At 65.6% G+C, this 19,751-nt stretch carries 19 protein-coding genes; 13 read left to right on the forward strand and 6 right to left on the reverse strand.

The annotated features are described in order from the left end of the window. Positions 1–137: 137 nt before the first annotated feature. The 3 genes from B4U45_RS26440 to mptB form a co-directional block, all read right to left on the reverse strand. On the reverse strand, positions 138–848 hold the full coding sequence (locus tag B4U45_RS26440) for an ABC transporter permease (RefSeq protein WP_241780198.1): 711 nt from the start codon (positions 846–848) through the stop codon (positions 138–140). 65 nt (positions 849–913) lie between these two features. Further along, positions 914–1,864: an ABC transporter ATP-binding protein gene (locus B4U45_RS26445; protein ID WP_075546063.1), complete on the reverse strand. Its 951-nt coding sequence runs from the start codon at positions 1,862–1,864 to the stop codon at positions 914–916. Beyond that, positions 1,861–3,582: a polyprenol phosphomannose-dependent alpha 1,6 mannosyltransferase MptB gene (gene mptB, locus B4U45_RS26450; protein WP_219859553.1), complete on the reverse strand. Its 1,722-nt coding sequence runs from the start codon at positions 3,580–3,582 to the stop codon at positions 1,861–1,863. Before mptB ends, B4U45_RS26445 begins: the two co-directional genes overlap by 4 nt. A 53-nt stretch (positions 3,583–3,635) precedes the next feature. Here mptB and B4U45_RS26455 point away from each other — a divergent pair, with 53 nt between their 5' ends. Genes B4U45_RS26455 through B4U45_RS26485 form a run of 7 tightly spaced genes read left to right on the forward strand, consistent with a single transcriptional unit; the run spans position 3,636 to position 10,996 of the window. Next, a complete protein-coding gene (locus tag B4U45_RS26455; protein ID WP_075546065.1) occupies positions 3,636–4,421 on the forward strand; it encodes a helix-turn-helix transcriptional regulator in 786 nt (261 codons plus the stop codon). Beyond that, the gene (sufB, locus tag B4U45_RS26460; RefSeq protein ID WP_162877242.1) at positions 4,418–6,994 is read left to right on the forward strand and encodes a Fe-S cluster assembly protein SufB; all 2,577 of its coding nucleotides are present in this window, start codon (positions 4,418–4,420) and stop codon (positions 6,992–6,994) included. Before B4U45_RS26455 ends, sufB begins: the two co-directional genes overlap by 4 nt. Beyond that, positions 6,991–8,154 (forward strand): Fe-S cluster assembly protein SufD, encoded by a 1,164-nt coding sequence (gene sufD / locus B4U45_RS26465; protein WP_075546066.1) that lies wholly within the window; start codon positions 6,991–6,993, stop codon positions 8,152–8,154. Before sufB ends, sufD begins: the two co-directional genes overlap by 4 nt. After that, positions 8,151–8,933, forward strand: a complete 783-nt coding sequence (sufC, locus tag B4U45_RS26470; protein ID WP_063470159.1) for a Fe-S cluster assembly ATPase SufC — start codon at positions 8,151–8,153, stop codon at positions 8,931–8,933. Before sufD ends, sufC begins: the two co-directional genes overlap by 4 nt. A gap of 2 nt (positions 8,934–8,935) precedes the next feature. Beyond that, positions 8,936–10,189 carry a cysteine desulfurase gene (locus tag B4U45_RS26475; protein ID WP_075546067.1) on the forward strand — a complete coding sequence of 418 codons (1,254 nt, stop codon included), beginning with the start codon at positions 8,936–8,938 and terminating at the stop codon, positions 10,187–10,189. Then, a complete protein-coding gene (gene sufU / locus B4U45_RS26480; protein WP_075546068.1) occupies positions 10,186–10,656 on the forward strand; it encodes a Fe-S cluster assembly sulfur transfer protein SufU in 471 nt (156 codons plus the stop codon). The genes B4U45_RS26475 and sufU overlap by 4 nt, the downstream gene beginning before the upstream one ends. Continuing rightward, a complete protein-coding gene (locus B4U45_RS26485) occupies positions 10,649–10,996 on the forward strand; it encodes a metal-sulfur cluster assembly factor (RefSeq protein WP_036401045.1) in 348 nt (115 codons plus the stop codon). The genes sufU and B4U45_RS26485 overlap by 8 nt, the downstream gene beginning before the upstream one ends. Here the strand turns inward: B4U45_RS26485 and fmdA are convergent. Further along, positions 10,986–12,263 carry a formamidase gene (gene fmdA, locus B4U45_RS26490; protein WP_075546069.1) on the reverse strand — a complete coding sequence of 426 codons (1,278 nt, stop codon included), beginning with the start codon at positions 12,261–12,263 and terminating at the stop codon, positions 10,986–10,988. The two genes, B4U45_RS26485 and fmdA, sit on opposite strands and share 11 nt — an antisense overlap. 139 nt (positions 12,264–12,402) lie before the next feature. Here fmdA and B4U45_RS26495 point away from each other — a divergent pair, with 139 nt between their 5' ends. Then, positions 12,403–12,690 (forward strand): FmdB family zinc ribbon protein, encoded by a 288-nt coding sequence (locus B4U45_RS26495; protein WP_075546070.1) that lies wholly within the window; start codon positions 12,403–12,405, stop codon positions 12,688–12,690. A 30-nt stretch (positions 12,691–12,720) separates the two neighbouring features. On the opposite strand, the gene B4U45_RS26500 is transcribed toward B4U45_RS26495, so the two are convergent. Continuing rightward, on the reverse strand, positions 12,721–14,550 hold the full coding sequence (locus tag B4U45_RS26500) for an acyl-CoA dehydrogenase (protein WP_075546224.1): 1,830 nt from the start codon (positions 14,548–14,550) through the stop codon (positions 12,721–12,723). Positions 14,551–14,673: 123 nt separating this feature from the next. Continuing rightward, positions 14,674–15,780 (reverse strand): PE family protein, encoded by a 1,107-nt coding sequence (locus B4U45_RS29985; RefSeq protein WP_075546071.1) that lies wholly within the window; start codon positions 15,778–15,780, stop codon positions 14,674–14,676. Here B4U45_RS29985 and B4U45_RS26510 point away from each other — a divergent pair. From B4U45_RS26510 to B4U45_RS26530, 5 genes are all read left to right on the forward strand, one after another. Beyond that, complete coding sequence (locus B4U45_RS26510) at positions 15,764–16,042, forward strand: hypothetical protein (RefSeq protein ID WP_075546072.1); 279 nt, start codon at positions 15,764–15,766, stop codon at positions 16,040–16,042. The two genes, B4U45_RS29985 and B4U45_RS26510, sit on opposite strands and share 17 nt — an antisense overlap. 45 nt (positions 16,043–16,087) lie before the next feature. After that, on the forward strand, positions 16,088–18,070 hold the full coding sequence (locus B4U45_RS26515; protein ID WP_082275301.1) for a heavy metal translocating P-type ATPase: 1,983 nt from the start codon (positions 16,088–16,090) through the stop codon (positions 18,068–18,070). Positions 18,071–18,148: 78 nt separating this feature from the next. Beyond that, positions 18,149–18,505, forward strand: a complete 357-nt coding sequence (locus B4U45_RS26520) for a thioredoxin family protein (protein ID WP_075546074.1) — start codon at positions 18,149–18,151, stop codon at positions 18,503–18,505. A gap of 43 nt (positions 18,506–18,548) precedes the next feature. Further along, positions 18,549–18,878 (forward strand): thioredoxin, encoded by a 330-nt coding sequence (gene trxA / locus B4U45_RS26525; RefSeq protein ID WP_036414816.1) that lies wholly within the window; start codon positions 18,549–18,551, stop codon positions 18,876–18,878. A 62-nt stretch (positions 18,879–18,940) separates the two neighbouring features. Beyond that, entirely contained in the window at positions 18,941–19,750 is an 810-nt protein-coding gene (locus B4U45_RS26530) for an enoyl-CoA hydratase (protein ID WP_075546075.1), read from the forward strand. Position 19,751 lies beyond the last annotated feature (1 nt).

Genomic DNA, 19,751 nt, shown 5'->3' on the forward strand with positions numbered 1-19,751 from the left:
GACGGCCACCGCCCGATCGTAACGACAACTACGTCACGTAGTAGAAGCGGGCGTCGCGCCGAGATTGCCGCTATGGCTGTGGTTTCAGCTAGGCCGGCGACCATGGCGGCAATATCGACGGGCTGACCGGGGCCCGATCAGGTGAAGCGGAACCAGCGACGCGCCGCCAGCGCCGCCAGCGTTCCCCACGTCGCCAGGACGATCAGCCCGAACCAGTCCACCGACAGGATCATCGCCTGCGACAGCGCCTCGGTGAGCGCGCCGGACGGGGTGAGCCGGGCCGCCCACTTGATCGCCATCGGGATCATCGTGGTTTCGAGGGTGAGTGCGCCGAACCCGGCGAACACGAACCACATCAGGTTGGCAACCGCGAGCACGATCTCGGCCCGCAACGTGCCGCCCAGCAGCAGCCCGAGCGCGGCGAAGCCCGCGGTGCCCAGCGCGATGACGGCCGCCCCCAAGGCCAGTGCGGCCGGTGCCGGTCGCCAGCCCAGCGCAAAGCCGATTGCGCCCAAGATGATTGCTTGCAGAAATACCACGGCGACCACGGCCAGTGACTTGCCGGCGATGATTCCCCAGACCGGTAGCGGCGTCGCACCGAGTCGTTTGAGTGCGCCGTAGCGGCGGTCGAACGCGACCGCGATGGCCTGGCCGGTGAACGCGGTGGAGACCACGGCGAGCGCCATGATCACCGGTACGAACGTGGCCGCGCGGTGCTGCCCGAACGAGCCGAGCGGCAGCAGCGTGAGCCCGACCAGCAAGGTGATGGGGATGAACATGGTCAGCAGCAGCTGCTCGCCGTTGCGCAACAGCAGTTTGAGTTCCAGCCCGAACTGTGCGGCCAGCATCCGGGATACGGCATTGGGGCGCGGGTTCGGGGTGAAGGTTCCCGGGGGGAACAGCGTGTTGTCGGTCACGGTCGCAACTTCCTGCCGGTGAGATCCAGGAACACGTCCTCGAGGCTGCGTTGTTCGACCCGCATATCGGTGGCCAGCACGTCGATCTGCGCGCACCAGGCGGTGACGGTTGCCAGTACCTGCGGGTTGACCGGGCCCTCGACGAGGTACTCGCCGGGCGTCAACTCGGAGGCTTGATAGTCCTCCGGCAGCGCGGAGGCCAGCAGCGACAGCTCAAGCCGCGGTGGTGCGGTAAACCGCAACTGGTCTTTGGCGCCGGTTCGTGTCAGCTCGGTCGGGGTCCCCGCGGCCACCGTGACGCCGTGGTCGATGATGACCAGCCGATCCGCGAGTTCCTCAGCTTCTTTGAGTTGATGGGTGGTCAGTACGACCGTCACGCCGTCGCGGCGCAAAGCGTCGATCAACTCCCATACCACTAGCCGGGCGTGGGCGTCCATGCCGGCAGTGGGCTCGTCGAGAAAAACCAGCTCGGGACGCCCCACCAGCGCACAGGCCAGCGCAAGTCGCTGCTGCTGCCCTCCGGAGAGCCGCCGATAAGTGGTCTGGGCAACCTCGGTGAGCCCCAGGGTGTCCAGCAACCACCGCGGATCAATCGGGTCGGCCGCATAGGCGGCGACCAGGTTCAGCATTTCCCCGGCGCGTGCGGCTGGATATCCGCCGCCGCCCTGCAGCATCACGCCAATGCGGGGGCGCAGTCGCGCGTTGTCGGCGATCGGGTCCAGCCCGAGCACCTCGATGGCTCCGGTGTCCGGGCGTACGAAGCCCTCGCACATCTCGACGGTTGTCGTCTTGCCGGCACCGTTGGGGCCCAGCAGCGCCAGTACCTCGGAGGCCCGCACCTCGAGGTCGAGGCTGGAGACGGCCGTCAGGGATCCGTACCGCTTGGTCACTCCACATAGCCGGACTACGACGGAGTCTCCTGGGGATGCGTGGGGGGCCGAGCTCACGTGGAGTCAGCGTAGGCGCCCGGCGCCGACGTCGTCTGTGGGGTCACCGAAGCCTCAGCTGCGGGCACCGGGTCGACGAGCATCTGGTGTTTCGCTTCGCCGTTCCCCGTCGGCAGTCCTTGCCACGGTAACCGGTGGTAGGTCAGCGCAATCAGGACCAACACGATGATCGCGCTGGCCAGGGTGGCATCGATGATCTGAAACAACGCGAAGCGGTCCCCGTTGGCCGTCGGCCCGAAGATGCCGACGATGAGCGTGATGACGATGGCGGCCACCCGAAATCCGGTGCGGGTCGCCCACGCCGCCATCGGAATGATGGCCCAGAGCAGATACCAGGGCTGCACGACGGGGAACAGCAACACTGTGATGCCCAGCGCGACCCCGAGGCCGCCGATCGGGTGCAGCCGGCCGCGGAACACCGCCAGCAGCAACCAGCAGACCATCACCATGATGATCAGCACGCCCATGGCACGCGTCAGCGACAACACCGCGGTGGTGTGATCTCCCAAGCGCAGCAGAATGCCCACCTGCCCGGTGCCCAGCGCCAGCAGTGTCGGCGGCGACATCCAGCTGCGCACCACGTTGGCGGTGCCCAGCGTGTAGACCCAGCCGAAGCCCAGCCCGCTTGCCCATCCGACGATGGCCATCACCGACGTCGACAGTGTCGCCATGCCGCCGCCGGTCAGCAGCAGCGCTTTGATCGTGCCGCCGTAGCGGTAAGCCAAGGCCATCGTGATGAAGCCCAGCGCCAGCAGCGAAGGCAGCTTCACCTGCGACGACAGCGTGATCAGGATCGATCCGCCCAGCAACAGGACCAGTGGTTCCCAGTCCGCGCCCGGGCGCCATGATGCGGGCATCAGGCGCGGGGTTTCCCCCGAGTCGGCCAAATCGATGCCACGAAGCGCGATTTCGGCGCCGGTCAGCATCAACCCGAGCATCAGTGCCTCGTTGTGGATACCGGCGACCAGGTGCATGAACAGCAGGGGATTGGCCGCGCCCAGCCACAGCGCGCTGACCTCGGCAACACCACAGCGCCGGGCCAGCCGCGGCGTGGCCCACACGATCAGCGCCACGCCGATCAACACCACCAACCGGTGGCAGAGCACCGCGGCGACAATGTTTCCCCCCGTCAGCGCGGAGATCCCGCGGCCGATCCACAGGAACAGCGGACCGTGGGGGGCCGGCGTCCCCCGCCACAGGCTGGGAACCGACAGCGTGAACACGTGGCCCAGACCCAGGCCGGACGCCGGGCCCACTCGGTAGGGGTCGAGTCCGTCGCGGGAGATCTGGCTTTGGGCCAGGTAGGAGTAGACGTCCTTGCTGTACATCGGCGGGGCGATGAGCAGCGGCAGCATCCACAACAGCAGGGTGCGGTCCAGGTCGCCGCGCGACATCTTCCGCTTGTCCAGCGCGAACCGGCCGAGCATCAGCCAGGCCAGCGCCATCATGACCGCACCGGTGGTGGTCATGGTCAACGACACGGTCTGGATTCGCGACGGCAGGTTGAGCAGCCGGACCCCGAAGGTGGGATCCTGCACGACCGGCCTGGCGCCGGCGCCCAGGGCCCCGATGCCCATCAAGACCGTGCCGGTGGCGCCGAACAGCCGGGTGCGTGCGAGCGCAGTCAGTTCGGCAGCGTTCAGCGGCGACCCCACCGCCTGCTCGTCACCGTGGAGGCTGGCGATCGACGAGCTCAGCGTGTGGTGGCGGGCTGCCATCAGAGCAGCCTAGCCCCGGCGACTTGGGATGGCTTGGCGCGCCGCGTTGCGGCGTGAGGGCACCCTCGCTAGACAGCTCCCTGGAATTACGTCACACTTGTGTTGTGAAAATCTCGGCAGCTACTCCTGCTGTCCCAGCCGCGGTCCCCGACGGTCATACCCGTCGCGCCATTGTGCGCTTGCTGGTGGAATCCGGGTCGATCACCGCCGGTGAGATCGGCGACCGGTTGGGGCTGTCGGCCGCCGGTGTGCGGCGTCATCTTGATGCGCTCATCGAGGCGGGCGATGCGGAGTCCGTACCGGCCGCGCCGTGGCAGCAGGCGGGACGCGGACGGCCGGCGAAGCGTTACCGGCTGACCTCGGCCGGCCGGGCCAAGCTGGACCACTCGTATGACGACTTGGCGTCGGCGGCCATGCGGCAACTGCGGGAGATCGGCGGCGACGACGCGGTGCGGACATTCGCGCGGCGACGCATCGACGCGATTCTGGCCGATGTCGCCCGAGCCGACGGGCCCGGCGACGCCGCGGTGGAAGCGGCCGCGGAGCGGATCGCCGACGCGTTGACCACAGCCGGTTACGTCGCCACCACCACCCGGGTGGGTGGGCCCATCCATGGTGTGCAAATCTGCCAGCATCACTGTCCGGTGTCCCATGTTGCCGAGGAATTCCCGGAGTTGTGCGAAGCCGAGCAGCAGGCCATGGCCGAAGTGCTGGGAACCCACGTGCAGCGGTTGGCGACCATCGTCAACGGCGACTGCGCTTGCACCACCCATGTGCCTTTAACCCCGGCGCCCAGCCCGCGCCGCGACACTACGAGCATCAAAGGAGCGTCCGTATGACCATCGAGGCCAGCAAGACCGCTGCCGAGCCGCTGACCCAGGCGGAGGCAATTGCTTCGCTGAGCCGCTACGGCTACGGCTGGGTCGACTCCGATGTCGCCGGCGCCAGCGCTCAGCGCGGGCTGTCCGAGGCGGTGGTTCGCGACATCTCCGCGAAGAAGAACGAGCCCGAGTGGATGCTGCAGAACCGGCTCAAGGCGCTGCGCATCTTCGAGCGCAAGCCCATGCCGCGCTGGGGCTCCAACCTCGACGGCATCGACTTCGACAACATCAAGTACTTCGTGCGCTCCACCGAGAAGCAGGCCGCGACCTGGGATGATTTGCCCGAGGACATCAAAAACACTTATGACCGGCTCGGAATTCCCGAAGCAGAAAAGCAAAGATTGGTTGCTGGTGTAGCCGCCCAGTATGAATGTCTGGCCGGTGACACCTTGGTGTGGACCGCCAACCGCGGGCAGATCCCGATCAAAGAGATCGAGTTCGGCGATCGTGTGTTCGCCTACGACGAAGGTGCTGAGCGATTCGTCGTTGCGCCGGTTAAGGCATCGGCGCAGACGGACACCCGCCTTACCTATGCGGTCAAGACGACCCGGCGCAGCATCCGCGCGACCGACAACCACCCGATGCTGGTACTACGTGACGAACGCAAGGAGGGTAGCCAATGCGCCCGGTATGCCCGGCGTTGGGTCACCGTCGGTGCGATCAAGCCGGGTGACTTGATCGCGGTGCCGCGCCGCATCCCCGATGTTGGTGTCGCAGCTCAACTTCCGAGTGTTGTCGGGTTGAATTCACCACAAGCGAGCTCGCTTGACCTCATGTGGTTGTTAGGGCTTTACATCGGCGACGGCAACCTGCATCTGTCGACTAGGACCCACCGCGTTCAGTTCGCTATCGCGGCAACCGATGTGGAACTGCGGGCCGAATTGACCCGCGTCGTGAAGGACTTGTTCGGCCTGCGGTGCATCGAAGCTGATGAGTACCGCATCGTGGTGAACTCGAAAGCGCTGACCGAGTGGATCGTTGCCTTAGGCTTCGGGGGCCTGTCTCTGACTAAGCGAGTGCCCGACTGGGTCTACGGCTTGCCGGTCGACCAGCGACTGGCATTCCTCGGCGGTTGGGTCGACGCCGACGGTTACATGACGCCGGACAAGAGCGGTTCGCTCTTACTGACGTGCGCCAATCAAAGCCTGATCGGTCAAGCGCGTGAACTAGTGGAATTGGCCGGATTGCGGGCAGACGGACCCTGGTCGTTCACGCAGCCCTATCGGCACGCGCCGGAGCGGATGCAAATCGCTTGGCGGCTGCGCATTTCGGGTGACTTTGAGCGGCTCGGATGCCGGAACCCCAAGCGAACCGATCGCTTTGGCCGTCGTCGCTACATGCATTCGTCCAACAATTCGCATGGGACGACGATCCGGGTGCACTGCAACGATTGGCTCGGTTTCGAGCGAGTCAAGTCGGTTGAACCCTATGCGGTGGAACCGGTGTACGACATCGAAGTCGACGGGCCGCACAACTTCGTTGCCGAAGGTCTGGTGGTGCATAACTCAGAAGTGGTGTACCACCAGATCCGGGAAGACCTTGAAAAGCAAGGAGTCGTCTTCCTCGACACCGACACCGGTTTGCGCGAGCATCCCGAGATTTTCAAGCAGTACTTCGGCACGGTCATTCCGGCCGGGGACAACAAGTTCTCCGCTTTGAACTCGGCCGTATGGTCGGGCGGCAGCTTCATCATGGTTCCGCCCGGCGTGCACGTCGACATCCCGTTGCAGGCCTATTTCCGGATCAACACCGAGAACATGGGACAGTTCGAGCGAACGTTGATCATCGTCGGAGAGAACGCTTACGTCCACTACGTTGAGGGCTGCACTGCGCCCGTTTACAAGTCGGACTCACTGCACTCCGCGGTAGTCGAGATCATCGTGAAGCCCGGTGGCCGTTGCCGTTACACGACCATCCAGAACTGGTCGAACAACGTCTACAACCTGGTCACCAAGCGGGCGCGCGCCGAAGCCGGCGCCACCATGGAGTGGATCGACGGCAACATCGGGTCCAAGGTGACCATGAAATACCCGGCGGTCTGGATGACCGGCGAGCACGCCAAAGGTGAAGTGCTGTCGGTGGCATTCGCCGGCGAAGACCAGCACCAGGACACCGGCGCCAAGATGCTGCACCTGGCTCCCAACACGAAGAGCAACATCGTGTCCAAGTCGGTGGCCCGCGGCGGCGGCCGCACCTCCTACCGCGGACTCGTCCAAGTCAACAAGGGCGCGCATGGATCCAAGTCCAGCGTGAAATGCGATGCGCTGCTGGTCGATACGATCAGCCGCAGCGACACCTACCCCTACGTTGACATCCGCGAGGACGACGTCACCATGGGCCACGAGGCCACCGTGTCCAAGGTCAGCGAAAACCAGCTGTTCTACCTGATGAGCCGCGGGCTGACCGAGGACGAGGCCATGGCGATGGTGGTGCGCGGCTTCGTCGAGCCGATCGCCAAGGAACTGCCGATGGAGTACGCGCTCGAGCTGAACCGGCTGATCGAGCTGCAGATGGAGGGCGCGGTCGGATGACGTCCGCTCCCGTATTGAACAAGGGTGAGCTGTTCGCGTCCTTCGACGTCGACGCTTTCGAGGTTCCGCACGGCCGCGACGAGCTCTGGCGGTTTACGCCGCTGAAGCGGCTGCGCGGCCTGCACGACGGCTCCGCGCCGGCCACCGGCGTTGCCCAGATCAGCGTCAGCGAGCACCCCGGCATCGGCGTGGAAACCGTGCGCCGTGGTGACGAGCGGCTCGGTCAAGCCGGTGTTCCGGCCGACCGGGTTGCGGCGCAAGCGTTTTCGTCGTTCAACTCGGCGACGCTGGTTACCATCGGGCGGGACACGCACATCGCCGAGCCGGTGAATGTCAGCGTCACCGGCCCGGGCGAGGGCGCAACCGCTTACGGGCACCTACAGATCCGGGTCGAGGAGCTTGCCGAAGCCGTCGTCATCATCGACAACCGGGGGAGCGGAACCTACGCCGACAATGTCGAATTCGTTGTCGATGACGCCGCTCGGCTGACGGTTGTGTGGATCGCCGACTGGGCCGACGACACTGTTCACCTCAGCGCCCACCACGCCCGGCTCGGCAAGGACGCCGTGCTGCGGCACGTCGCCGTCATGCTGGGTGGGGAGGTGGTGCGGCTGGCGGCGAATGTGCGCTTCGATGCTCCCGGCGGTGATGCCGAACTGCTCGGGCTGTACTTCGCCGACGACGGCCAGCACCTGGAATCGCGGCTGCTGGTCGACCACGCGCACCCTGACTGTAAGTCGAACGTGCTGTACAAGGGTGCGCTGCAAGGAGATCCGGAATCGTCGCGGCCCGACGCGCACACCGTGTGGGTGGGCGACGTGCTGATCCGCGCCGCGGCTACCGGCACCGACACCTTCGAGGTCAACCGCAACCTGGTGCTCACCGACGGGGCGCGCGCGGACTCGGTGCCCAACCTGGAAATCGAAACCGGCGAGATCGCCGGGGCCGGACACGCGAGCGCCACTGGACGTTTCGACGACGAGCAACTGTTCTACCTGCGCTCTCGAGGCATCCCGGAAGAGCAGGCCCGCCGGCTGGTGATCCGCGGCTTCTTCGGCGAGATCATCTCCAAGATCGCAGTGCCCGAGATACGCGAACGACTGATCACAGCCATCGAACACGAACTGGAAATTACGGAATCGAGATCAACAGCCTCATGACGACCCTGGAAATCAAAGACCTGCATGTCAGTGTCGAAAATCCCAACGCCGCCGACGGGGAGCGAGAAATCCCCATTCTCAACGGTGTCGACCTGACCGTGAATTCCGGTGAGACACATGCCTTGATGGGTCCCAACGGCTCGGGGAAGTCCACGCTGTCCTACGCCATCGCCGGCCACCCCAAGTATCAGGTGACCTCGGGCTCCATCACGCTGGACGGCGCCGACGTGTTGGCCATGAGCGTCGACGAGCGAGCACGAGCGGGGATATTCCTGGCCATGCAGTATCCCGTCGAGGTGCCCGGCGTCTCGATGTCGAACTTCCTGCGCTCGGCGGCAACCGCCATCCGCGGCGAGCCGCCGAAGCTGCGACACTGGGTCAAAGAGGTCAAGGCGGCGATGGCCGCACTCGACATCGACCCGGCCTTCGCCGAACGTAACGTCAACGAAGGCTTCTCCGGTGGCGAGAAGAAGCGTCACGAAATCCTGCAACTCGAGCTGCTCAAACCCAAGATCGCCATCCTCGACGAAACTGATTCGGGCTTGGACGTGGACGCGTTGCGGGTAGTCAGCGAGGGGGTGAACCGTTACGCCGAAACCGAGCACGGCGGCGTCCTGCTGATCACCCACTACACCCGAATCCTGCGCTACATCCATCCGCAACACGTGCACGTATTCGTCGGCGGCCGCATCGTCGAATCCGGCGGCCCCGAACTGGCCGACGAACTCGAGGAAAACGGCTACGTGCGTTTTACCCAAGCGGCGGCCGCTGGAGCGTAGGCATGACCATCTCCGCGACGCCATTGGATCTCGCCGCGATCCGTGCCGATTTCCCGATCCTGCAGCGTGTCATGCGGGGCGGAAACCAGTTGGCATACTTGGATTCCGGCGCGACGTCGCAGCGGCCGCTGCAAGTACTCGACGCCGAACGGGAGTTTCTCATCACCTCCAACGGCGCGGTGCACCGTGGTGCGCACCAGCTGATGGAAGAGGCCACCGACGCTTACGAGCAGGGCCGAGCCGACATCGCGGCGTTCGTCGGTGCCCGTGCCGATGAGCTGGTATTCACCAAGAACGCCACCGAAGCGCTCAATCTGGTGCCATATGTCTTGGGCGACAAGCGGTTCGAGCGCGCCGTCGGTCCCGGTGACGTCATCGTCACGACGGAGCTCGAGCACCACGCGAACCTGGTGCCATGGCAGGAGCTCACCCGGCGCACCGGGGCCAGCCTGCGCTGGTATGGCGTGACTGACGACGGGCGTATCGACCTGGATTCGCTGCGACTCGACGAGCGCGTGAAAGTGGTCGCGTTCAGTCATCATTCCAACGTGAGCGGTGCGCTGGCGCCGGTAACCGAATTAGTGTCCCGAGCAAGAGAAGTCGGCGCGCTGACCGTGCTGGACGCCTGCCAGTCGGTGCCGCACCAGCCGGTGGATCTTCACGCGCTGGGCGTGGACTTCGCCGCCTTCTCCGGGCATAAGATGTTGGGTCCCACTGGGATCGGCGTGCTATATGGCCGTCGCGAGCTGCTGGCCGCGATGCCCCCGTTTCTTACCGGCGGTTCGATGATCGAGACGGTGACCATGGAAGCGTCCACCTATGCGCCGTCGCCGCAACGCTTCGAGGCCGGCACCCCGATGACCTCCCAGGTGGTCGGATTGGCCGCCGCCGCAAGCTATCTGGGCGCTATCGGCATGAACGCCGTCGAGGCTCACGAACGTGAGCTGGTCGCGGCGAGCATCGAGGGGCTGTCCGCTATCGAAGGTGTCCGCATCATCGGGCCCACAACGATGGAAAACCGCGGCTCCCCGGTCGCATTCGTCGTCGACGGGGTGCACGCCCACGATGTCGGCCAGATTCTCGACGACGAAGGTGTGGCGGTGCGGGTCGGACACCACTGCGCCATGCCACTGCACCGACGGTTCGGCGTGGCCGCCACCGCACGAGCATCCTACGCGGTGTATAACACGCTCGACGAAGTCGACCGGCTGCTGGCCGGGGTGCGACGGTCGTTGAAGTTCTTTGGGAGAGCCTGACGTTGCGACTAGAGCAGATGTATCAGGACGTCATCCTGGATCACTACAAGCATCCGCAGCACCGCGGGCTGCGGGAACCGTTCGGCGCGCAGGTCTACCATGTCAACCCCGTCTGCGGCGACGAGGTCACCCTACGGGTCGCGCTGTCCGACGACGGCACGACCGTCACCGACGTCTCCTATGACGGCCAAGGTTGTTCCATCTCCCAGGCGTCGACGTCGGTGCTCACCCAGCAGGTGATCGGCCGCAGCGTGGCCGAAGCGTTGCAGATCATCGACGCGTTCACCGAGATGGTGTCCTCACGTGGAACGGTGCACGGTGACGAGGACGTTCTCGGAGACGGAATCGCGTTCGCCGGCGTGGCGAAATACCCCGCACGGGTGAAATGCGCGTTGCTCGGATGGATGGCTTGCAAAGATGCGCTGGCTCAGGCCAGTCATGCCCTGGAGGAGGTCAGCAATGAGTGAAACCGCCGCTCCCAACGAAGAATTGCTCGCCGATCTCGAGGAGGCGATGCGCGACGTCGTCGACCCGGAGTTGGGGATCAACGTCGTCGACCTGGGCCTGGTCTACGGGCTGGACGTGGCGGACGGCGACGAAGGAACCGTCGCGCTGATCGACATGACCTTGACCTCGGCGGCCTGCCCGCTCACCGATGTCATCGAGGATCAGTCGCGCAGCGCGCTGGTCGGCAGCGGTCTGGTCGACGAGATACGGATCAACTGGGTGTGGAACCCGCCGTGGGGTCCGGACAAGATCACCGACGACGGCCGCGAGCAACTGCGCGCGCTCGGCTTCACCGTCTGATTTCCAGGGTGCCGGTGAAGCTGGCCCGGGGCGCCCCCATACCGGGGTCGATCCGATGCGGTCCAGATGCTGACGGCGTCACCGGAAAGTCAAAGATCGCAGTCGGAATGTATACGGTGGCACACGAATTGGGAATATCGACCACTCCGGACAGGCGTCCCTCGATAGGGGCCGACCCGAGTAGCAGATAAGCCTGCTCGGGGCTATAGCCGAACTTTGTCAGGTAGTCGATCGCATGCAGGCAGGCGCGCTGGTAGGCGAGATCCGAATCGAGGTATTTCTGTTCGCCGTCCAAGGTCACCGACGTGCCCGAGAAAGCGATCCACTCCGAATACTGCGGGGCGGTATTGCCCGGGACGAAGATGGCATTTTCATGGACGCCGTAGGTCTGCATGCCTCCTTTGATCACGTCCACATGGACGTCGATGAAGCCACCCATTTCGATGGCGCCGCAGAAGGTGATCTCGCCATCGCCTTGAGAAAAGTGCAAATCGCCGAACGACAAGTTCGCGCCGGGCACGAACACCGGATAAAACACCCGGGTACCTTTGGTGAGATTTTTGATGTCCTGGTTGCCGCCGTTCTCGCGGGGCGGAGCGGTGCGGGCGGCCTCGGCCGCGACGCGGTTGAACTCGTCGCCGGTCAGCGCACCCAGAATGGCGCCGTCTGGTTCCGGTGGCAGGGCAAGGGGCGGCACCCGATTGGGATCCGTCGCTATGAGAGCCCCCTCGCGTCTGTTCCAGGTCGCCAACAGTTGCGCGGACGGGGCCGTTCCCATGAGGCCCGGATGCACGATGCCGGTGTATTTGACGCCGGGAATGTGTCGCGAGGTCGCCGTTTGTCCGGCGAAGTCCCAGATCGCCTTGTAGGCGTCGGGGAATTGATCGGTGAGGAAGCCGCCGCCGTTGTGTCTGGCGAATATCCCGGTATAGCCCCAGCCCTGTCCGGCCAGGGGGCCCGAGTCCTCCTGCGGAATGGGACCGAGGTCCAGGATATCCACGATCAGCAGGTCGCCCGGTTCGGCGCCGTCGACCGCGAACGGTCCGGACAGGCAGTGCACATTCTGCAGGGGAGCGGTGAGGATGTCCTCGGCCGAATCGTCGTTGTGTATGGCGCCGTCAAACCATTCGCGGCAGTGTGCGCGGAACGTGGCACCGCGCTTGACGGTGACGGCCGGGGGGATATCCGGATGCCAGCGATTGTGGCCGATTATCTGTTGCTGATGGAATTTTTTGGTGGAATCCAGCGGGAACAGTAATTCAGGCACGTCGCACTCTCTGCACATGACGACTCTTGCAGCCCAAGATGACTGGTAACTGTGATGGTGCTGATGATCTTCTGCAAACCGCCCACGACAACGCCGGCGGCGGTCTACATGTCGCCGCCGACGACTTATAGTCGGCGGGGTGCCGACCTACCTATTCCGCTGCGCGCGGGGCTGTCCGAAATTTGTCGAGCAGCATCCGATGGCCTCAGTGCCCGACAGCGCCGCCTGTCCGCAGTGCGCTTGCCTGGCCAGAAGAATTCCCGCTGCGCCGATGGTCGGTATCGGTCGCAGCGCCGCGATGCGACTCCACGACCGCACCCGGGCCACCGCTGACTCACCGCAGGTGGTCAGCGGCCTGCCTCCTGCCCGCCGTGGCAGGGCCAACATCACCATGAACGCACTGCACCGCGCGCTGCCCCGGTCATAGCCGCACGCGGGCTTCGGCGCCCACGGCCCGTCAGAAGGCAGCTTCGGGTATGCGCATGATCTCGTCGTCGACGGATTCGATGACGGCCCGGACTCCGGACAGCTTGGGCAGAATGTTCTTGGCGAAGAAACCCGAAACCGCGACCTTGCCTCGGTAGAACGCCTCGTCGTCCTTGGACGGTCCGTTGGCCAACGCCGCATGGGCGACTCCGGCTTGCACTAACAGCCGCCAGCCGATGATCAGGTCGCCGACGGCCAGCAAGTATCGCACCGATGCGAGCCCGACCTTGTAGATGTCGGTCGGGTGCTGCGCGGCGGACATCAGGTAGGTGGTCAGCGCGCCCGTCATTGCGGTGACCTCGTCGAGCGCGGTCTGCAGCAGCGCGGCTTGCGGTTTCAGCGCTTCATCGATGTTGTCGATGGTCTGCGTTATCTGAGCCGTCACAAACTGCAGCGCCTGGCCGTGGTCGCGGACGACCTTGCGGAAGAAGAAGTCCAGCGCCTGGATGGCGGTGGTGCCCTCATAGAGCGAATCGATCTTCGCGTCGCGGATGTATTGCTCGATGGGATAGTCCGTCAAGAAGCCCGAACCACCCAGGGTCTGCAGCGACTCGGTCAGGACCTCGTAGGCCCGCTCTGAGCCGACGCCTTTGACAACCGGCAGCAGCAGATCGTCCACGCGGTGCGCCATGTCTGGGTCGGCGCCCGAAACATGTTGCGCCACAGCGTTGTCCTGGTGTGCGGCGGCATACAGATACAGCGCCCGCAGGCCCTCGGCGTAGGCCTTCTGGGTCATCAGGCTGCGGCGAATGTCGGGGTGGCGCATGATCGTGACGCGCGGCGCGGTCTTGTCGGTCATCTGGGTCAGGTCCGCGCCCTGCACCCGTTCTTTGGCGTAGGCGAGCGCATTGAGGTAGCCGGTGGACAGCGTGCCCGTGGATTTGACGCCGATGGTCATACGGGCGTGCTCGATCACGGTGAACATCTGCGCGATCCCGTTGTGCACTCCGCCGACCAGGTAGCCGACCGCGGGCACGTCGGTGGCGCCGAAGGTCAACTCGCACGTCGGGGAGGACTTCAGTCCCATCTTGTGTTCCAGGCCGGTGACGTAGACCCCGTTGCGCGGGCCGAGTTCACCGGTGTCCGGGTCGAAAAGGTAGTTGGGCACGTAGAACAGGCTCAAACCTTTGGTCCCCGGACCTGCGCCCTCCGGCCGGGCCAGCACTAGGTGGAAGATGTTTTCGGCCGTGTCGCCCACGTCGCCGCCGGAGATGAACCGCTTGACGCCCTCGATGTGCCAGCTGCCGTCGGGTTGTTCGACGGCCTTGGTCCGGCCGGCACCGACGTCGGAGCCCGCGTCGGGTTCGGTGAGCACCATGGTGGCCTGCCAACCGCGTTCGACACCCATTGCCGCCCACTGTCGTTGCTGATCGGTGCCCTCGACGTACAGGGACTGGGACAGCGTCGGACCCAGGTTGTAGAAGGCCGCAGAAGGGTTGGCGCAGTAGATCATTTCATTGACGGCCCAGACCAGTGGTGCGGGTGCGGGCATGCCGCCGATCTCTTCGGCCAAACCCAGGCGCCACCACTCGGCGTCTTTGATCGCTTGCACCGTCTTGACCAACTCGTCGGGCACGCTGATGGAGTGGGTGGCCGGGTCGAAGACGGGTGGGTTGCGGTCGGCGTAGGCGAAGGTCTCGGCGACCGGACCTTCGGCCAAGCGGGCCGCCTCGGCCAGGATGGTGCGCACCGTGTCGGCGTCGAGCTCGCTATAACGCCCGGTGCCGAGGACGGCGCCGACATCGAGAACCTCGAAGAGGTTGAATTCGAGATCGCGGACGTTGGCGATGTAGTGGCCCAATGCGGTTCCCTTCACTTCGGCGGCTCGATCCTTGGCCGGGTTTTGACCGGGCCCAGTTTCCCCGAGTGAGGAAAACGTACGCACCCGTACCCACCGGCACGGTGCGCTGCCCTGCCGCTACGGCTAGCCGTTCGCGCCGTTTTGGCCGAACAGCAGCCCCCGCAGGCCGCCGGTGCCAGGGGTGCTGCCGATGGCCGTGGCGTGGCCGCCATTGCCGCCGTTGCCGATGAGCAGCGCGTTGCCGCCGTTGCCGCCGTTGCCTGGCGGAAAGGTTCCGCCATTGCCGCCGGTACCACCGTTGCCGATCAACCCGGCCTGGCCGCCGACCCCGCCGCTGGCATTGCTGAATCCGTTGCCGCCGGCACCGCCGTTACCGGCGAAGAACCCGGCGCTGCCGCCGGCCCCGCCGGTCCCGGCGGAGAGAGCGTCCCCGCCGGTGCCGCCGTCGCCGAGGAGGAAGGCCCTGCCACCGTTGCCGCCGCCGCCGAGGAAGCTACTGCCGCCACCACCGCCGTTTCCGTACAGCACACCGCCGTTGCCGCCCACGCCGCCGGCCCCCGCGCCGTTGGGGCTGATACCGCCGGCGCCGCCATGTCCGAACAGTAAGGCGGAGCCGCCGACACCGCCCGCACCGCCGCCGCCGCCACTGTTGCCGCCCGCGCCGCCGTTGCCGAAGAACAGCCCACCGGTGCCGCCGGCGCCGCCGTTCGCGCCCGCTCCGCCCACGCCGCCGGCGCCGCCGAAACCGAGCAGGCCCGCGGAACCGCCCCGGCCACCGGCCTGGCCAGCCACTCCATCTCCGCCTCTACCGCCGTTGCCGAACAAGAGTCCGCCGTCCTCGCCGGCCTTTCCCGCCCCGCCGTCGACGCCGTCACCGATCAGCGGACGCCCGAGCAGCGCCCGGGCGGGCGCGTTGATCACGTCGAGCAGCGGCTGCAACGGGTTCGCCGCGGCGGCCTCAGCGCTGGCGTAGGCCTGCGCGCCGCCAAACAGGTTTTGCACGAACTGGTCATGGAACGCCGCGGCCTGTGCGCTGAGCGTCTGATAGCTCAGCCCGTGTGCTCGAAAGAACGCCGCGATGGCGGCTGACACCTCGTCGGCGCCCGCGGCCGCCACGGCGGTCGTCTGGGCCACCGCCGCCGAGTTGGCCTCGCTGATCACCGAACCGAGGCGCGCCAGATTCCCGGCTGCCCCCGACACATACTCCGTATTAGTGACCAAGAACGACATCCCGCACCTCCACAGTAAAGCGTCAGCGACTGACGAATCCTATCGCGATTTCGGCAGCTGTGATTGGCCATTTCCCGAGCAATTTCATCACACGAATTTTTCCGCGGGGATGCAAATTTCACCCACCTGCGGATTACCCGCCACCGCAGTCCACGGCACTGTCGGCGTCGAGGGCGACGAAACCGCTTACCTTGTGCCAGTGACCAATTCAATCGCATACCGCAATGCAATCGAGATACTCGGCGATCGCCGGCGTCCCTAGACTCGGTTCATCCTGACGAACTCCCCCCTCTGTGAGGCCGCCGGAATGACCTTGACCGCTGCTGAAGCGTGCACCTCCGAGGTTTCTTTCGACCACATGCCCGTCGCCGTCGCGCGGCCGCTGAGTTGGCGTGCGGCGCTGTGGTCGGTCATGTCGGTTCGCTGGGCCGCCATCGCGTTGGCCTTATTCCTTGCGGGGCTGGCGGCTCAGCTGAACGGCGCACCGCAGTCCGTGTGGTGGACGTTGTATCTGGCCTGTTACCTCGCCGGCGGCTGGGGTTCGGCATGGGCTGGGGCACAAGCGCTTTGGAACAAGGCACTCGACGTAGACCTGCTGATGGTGGTGGCGGCGATCGGAGCGGTCGCAATCGGGCAGATCTTCGACGGTGCCCTGTTGATCGTGATCTTTGCGACATCGGGCGCCCTGGACGACGTGGCCACCAAACACACTGCCGATTCGGTCAAGGGGTTACTGGACCTCGCGCCGGATCAGGCCGTGGTCGTCGACGGCGACGGTCACGAGCGGGTGGTTGCGGCGGGCGACCTGGTCGTCGGTGACCGGGTACTGGTGCGCCCGGGCGAGCGCATACCCGCCGACGGCGCCGTGCTGTCGGGCTGCTCCGAAGTCGACCAATGCTCGATCACCGGCGAGTCCATCCCGGTGGCCAAGGGCCGTGGTGACGAGGTGTTCGCGGGTACAGTCAACGGGTCCGGGGTGTTACAACTGCTGGTCACCCGGGACCCGTCGCAGACAGTGGTGGCCCGCATCGTCGAGTTGGTCGCCGAGGCGTCGGCCACCAAAGCCAAAACCCAGTTGTTCATTGAAAAGATCGAGCAGCGGTACTCGGTGGCCATGGTGGTGGCAACCCTCGCGCTGATCGTCATTCCGTTGCTGCTGGGCGCATCACTGCAACCAGTTCTATTGCGCGCCATGACATTTATGATTGTGGCCTCGCCGTGCGCGGTGGTGCTGGCGACCATGCCGCCGCTGCTTTCGGCGATCGCGAATGCCGGTCGACACGGGGTTCTGGTCAAATCGGCTGTGGTCGTGGAACATCTGGCCGACACCAGCATCGTCGCCTTGGACAAGACCGGCACATTGACCTGTGGCACGCCGCAATTGACCACCGTCGAGCCGCTGCGCCCGGATGTGGTGGGTGTCCGAAAGTTGCTCCAATTAGCTGCTGCTGCAGAGCAACCCAGTGAACATCCCCTGGGCAGGGCCATTGTCGAGGAAGTTCGCCGGCGCGGTATCACCATCCCCGCGGCCGAGGATTTCCGTGCAGTGCCCGGCCGCGGAGTGCGGGCCACCGTGGGTCGCGATTTCGTCGAGGTGTGCAGTCCGCAAAGCTATCAGGGGCCGCCGCTACTCGAGCTCGCGCCGATCCACGACGCGGGCGCCACGGCGGCGATCGTGATGCTCAACGGTGTCGCGGCCGGCGTGCTGGGGCTCACCGACCAGGTGCGCCCCGATGCCGCGGAGTCCGTGGCGTCCTTGACCGCACTGACCTCGGCGCCGCCGGTCCTGCTGACCGGGGACAACGGGTGCGCGGCCCGGTGGGCGGCCCGGCGCGCCGGGATCAGCGATGTACGGGCCGCGCTGTTGCCCGAGCAGAAGGTCGAGGCGGTCCGCGATCTGCAAGCCAGCGGTCATCGGGTTCTCGTCGTCGGCGACGGTGTCAACGATGCTCCCGCGATGGCCGCGGCCCGCACGTCCGTCGCGATGGGCGCCGGCGCCGACCTGACCTTGCAGACCGCCGACGGCGTCACCGTACGGGACGAACTGCGGGTCATCCCGACGATCATCGGGCTCGCCAGACAAGCCCGCCACGTGGTGACCGTCAACCTGATCATCGCCGGCACCTTCATCAGCGTCCTGGTGTTGTGGGATCTGTTGGGGCACTTGCCGTTACCGCTGGGTGTGGCCGGCCATGAAGGATCCACGGTGCTGGTTGCCCTCAACGGTATGCGGCTGCTGACCAACCGGTCCTGGCGTGCGGCGGCATCGATGGGCGCACCAACGGCCTGATCCGCAGCGGCTCCGGCTGTGCTCGACGTACGCTCGACGTCGCCGGACCCACCGGGCCCGGAGCTAACAAGGGGACACGTGGCGACTCGAGATCTCACCGCCGAGACCTTCACACAGACCGTCTACGGCAACGACAACGTGCTCGTCTACGTCTGGGCGCCGTTGTGCGCCCCGTGTGCGGTGTTGACGCCGACGTATGAGGGCTCGTCGGACAAGCATCCCGACATCGTGCACGGCGAGGTCAACTTCGAAACCGAGCAGGAGTTGGTCTCGATCGCCGGGGTCAAGCTATTGCCCACGTTGATGGCGCTCAAGAAGGGCAAGCGGGTGTTCAAGCAGGCCGGTGTCGCTAATTCCGCGACCATGGATGACCTGGTGCGCCAGCTGCAGGCCTACCGGGTCGACTCGCCACCCCGGCAGCGGGGCCTGCTCTAGACATCCTGGAACAAACTCGCCGGCCCGAGGCGTTAGGGCAGTCATGGCAACCAAAGACCTCACTGCTGCGCAGTTCAACGAAACCGTCAATGACAACGACATGGTGTTGGTCGATTTCTGGGCCTCCTGGTGCGGTCCGTGTCGCGCCTTCGCGCCCACGTTCCAGGCGTCGTCGGAGAAACACCCCGACGTGGTGTACGCAAAGGTCAACACCGAAGAAGAGCAAGAACTGGCGGCAGCGGCCCAGATCCGGTCGATTCCCACGCTGATGGCATTCAAGAAGGGCCAACTGTTGTTCAACCAACCCGGTGCCCTGCCCCCGGCTGCTCTGGAAGACCTGGTACAGCAGCTCAAGGCTTATGAGGTCGCCTAGACCTTCGGAAATCCGGCGGCGCTGACAACCGGGCGCACCGTCCTACGCGATACCGTGCACGGGTGAGTTTGGTCCTGCTGGAACACCCGCGCCCAGATATTGCGCTGATCACCCTCAACTGGCCGGAGCGGATGAACTCCATGGCTTTCGACGTCATGGTGCCGCTCAAGGAGGCCCTGGAGACGGTGAGCTACGACAACTCGGTGCGGGTGGTGGTGCTGACCGGGGCGGGGCGCGGCTTCTCCTCCGGTGCGGATCACAAGTCCGCAGGTGCGGTGCCGAATGTCGAGGGCCTGACCCGGCCGACCTATGCGCTGCGCTCGATGGAGCTGCTCGACGAGGTCATCCTGAAGCTGCGCCGGCTGCACCAACCGGTGATCGCCGCGGTCAACGGCCCGGCCATCGGCGGTGGGCTGTGCCTGGCGCTCGCCGCGGACATCCGGGTGGCCTGCACCAGCGCATATTTCCGGGCGGCCGGCATCAACAACGGGCTGACGGCCAGCGAACTGGGGCTGAGCTACCTGTTGCCCAGGGCCATCGGATCCTCGCGTGCTTTCGAGATCATGCTGACCGGGCGCGACATCAGCGCCGAGGAAGCCGAGCGCATCGGGCTGGTGTCCTGCAGGGTGCCCGACGGCCAGCTGCTGGACACCTGTTATGCGATCGCGGCGCGGATGGCGGCATTCTCCCGGCCGGGAATTGAGTTGACCAAACGTACACTGTGGAGTGGACTAGACGCCGCCAGCCTGGAAGGGCACATGCAAGCCGAGGGTCTGGGACAGCTTTTCGTCCGGCTGCTGACAGCCAATTTCGAAGAGGCGGTTGCCGCGCGCGCCGAGAAGCGGCCCCCGGTCTTCACCGACGACAAGTAGC

Source organism: Mycobacterium persicum, from assembly GCF_002086915.1.
In the GTDB taxonomy this organism is placed as follows: domain Bacteria; phylum Actinomycetota; class Actinomycetes; order Mycobacteriales; family Mycobacteriaceae; genus Mycobacterium; species Mycobacterium persicum.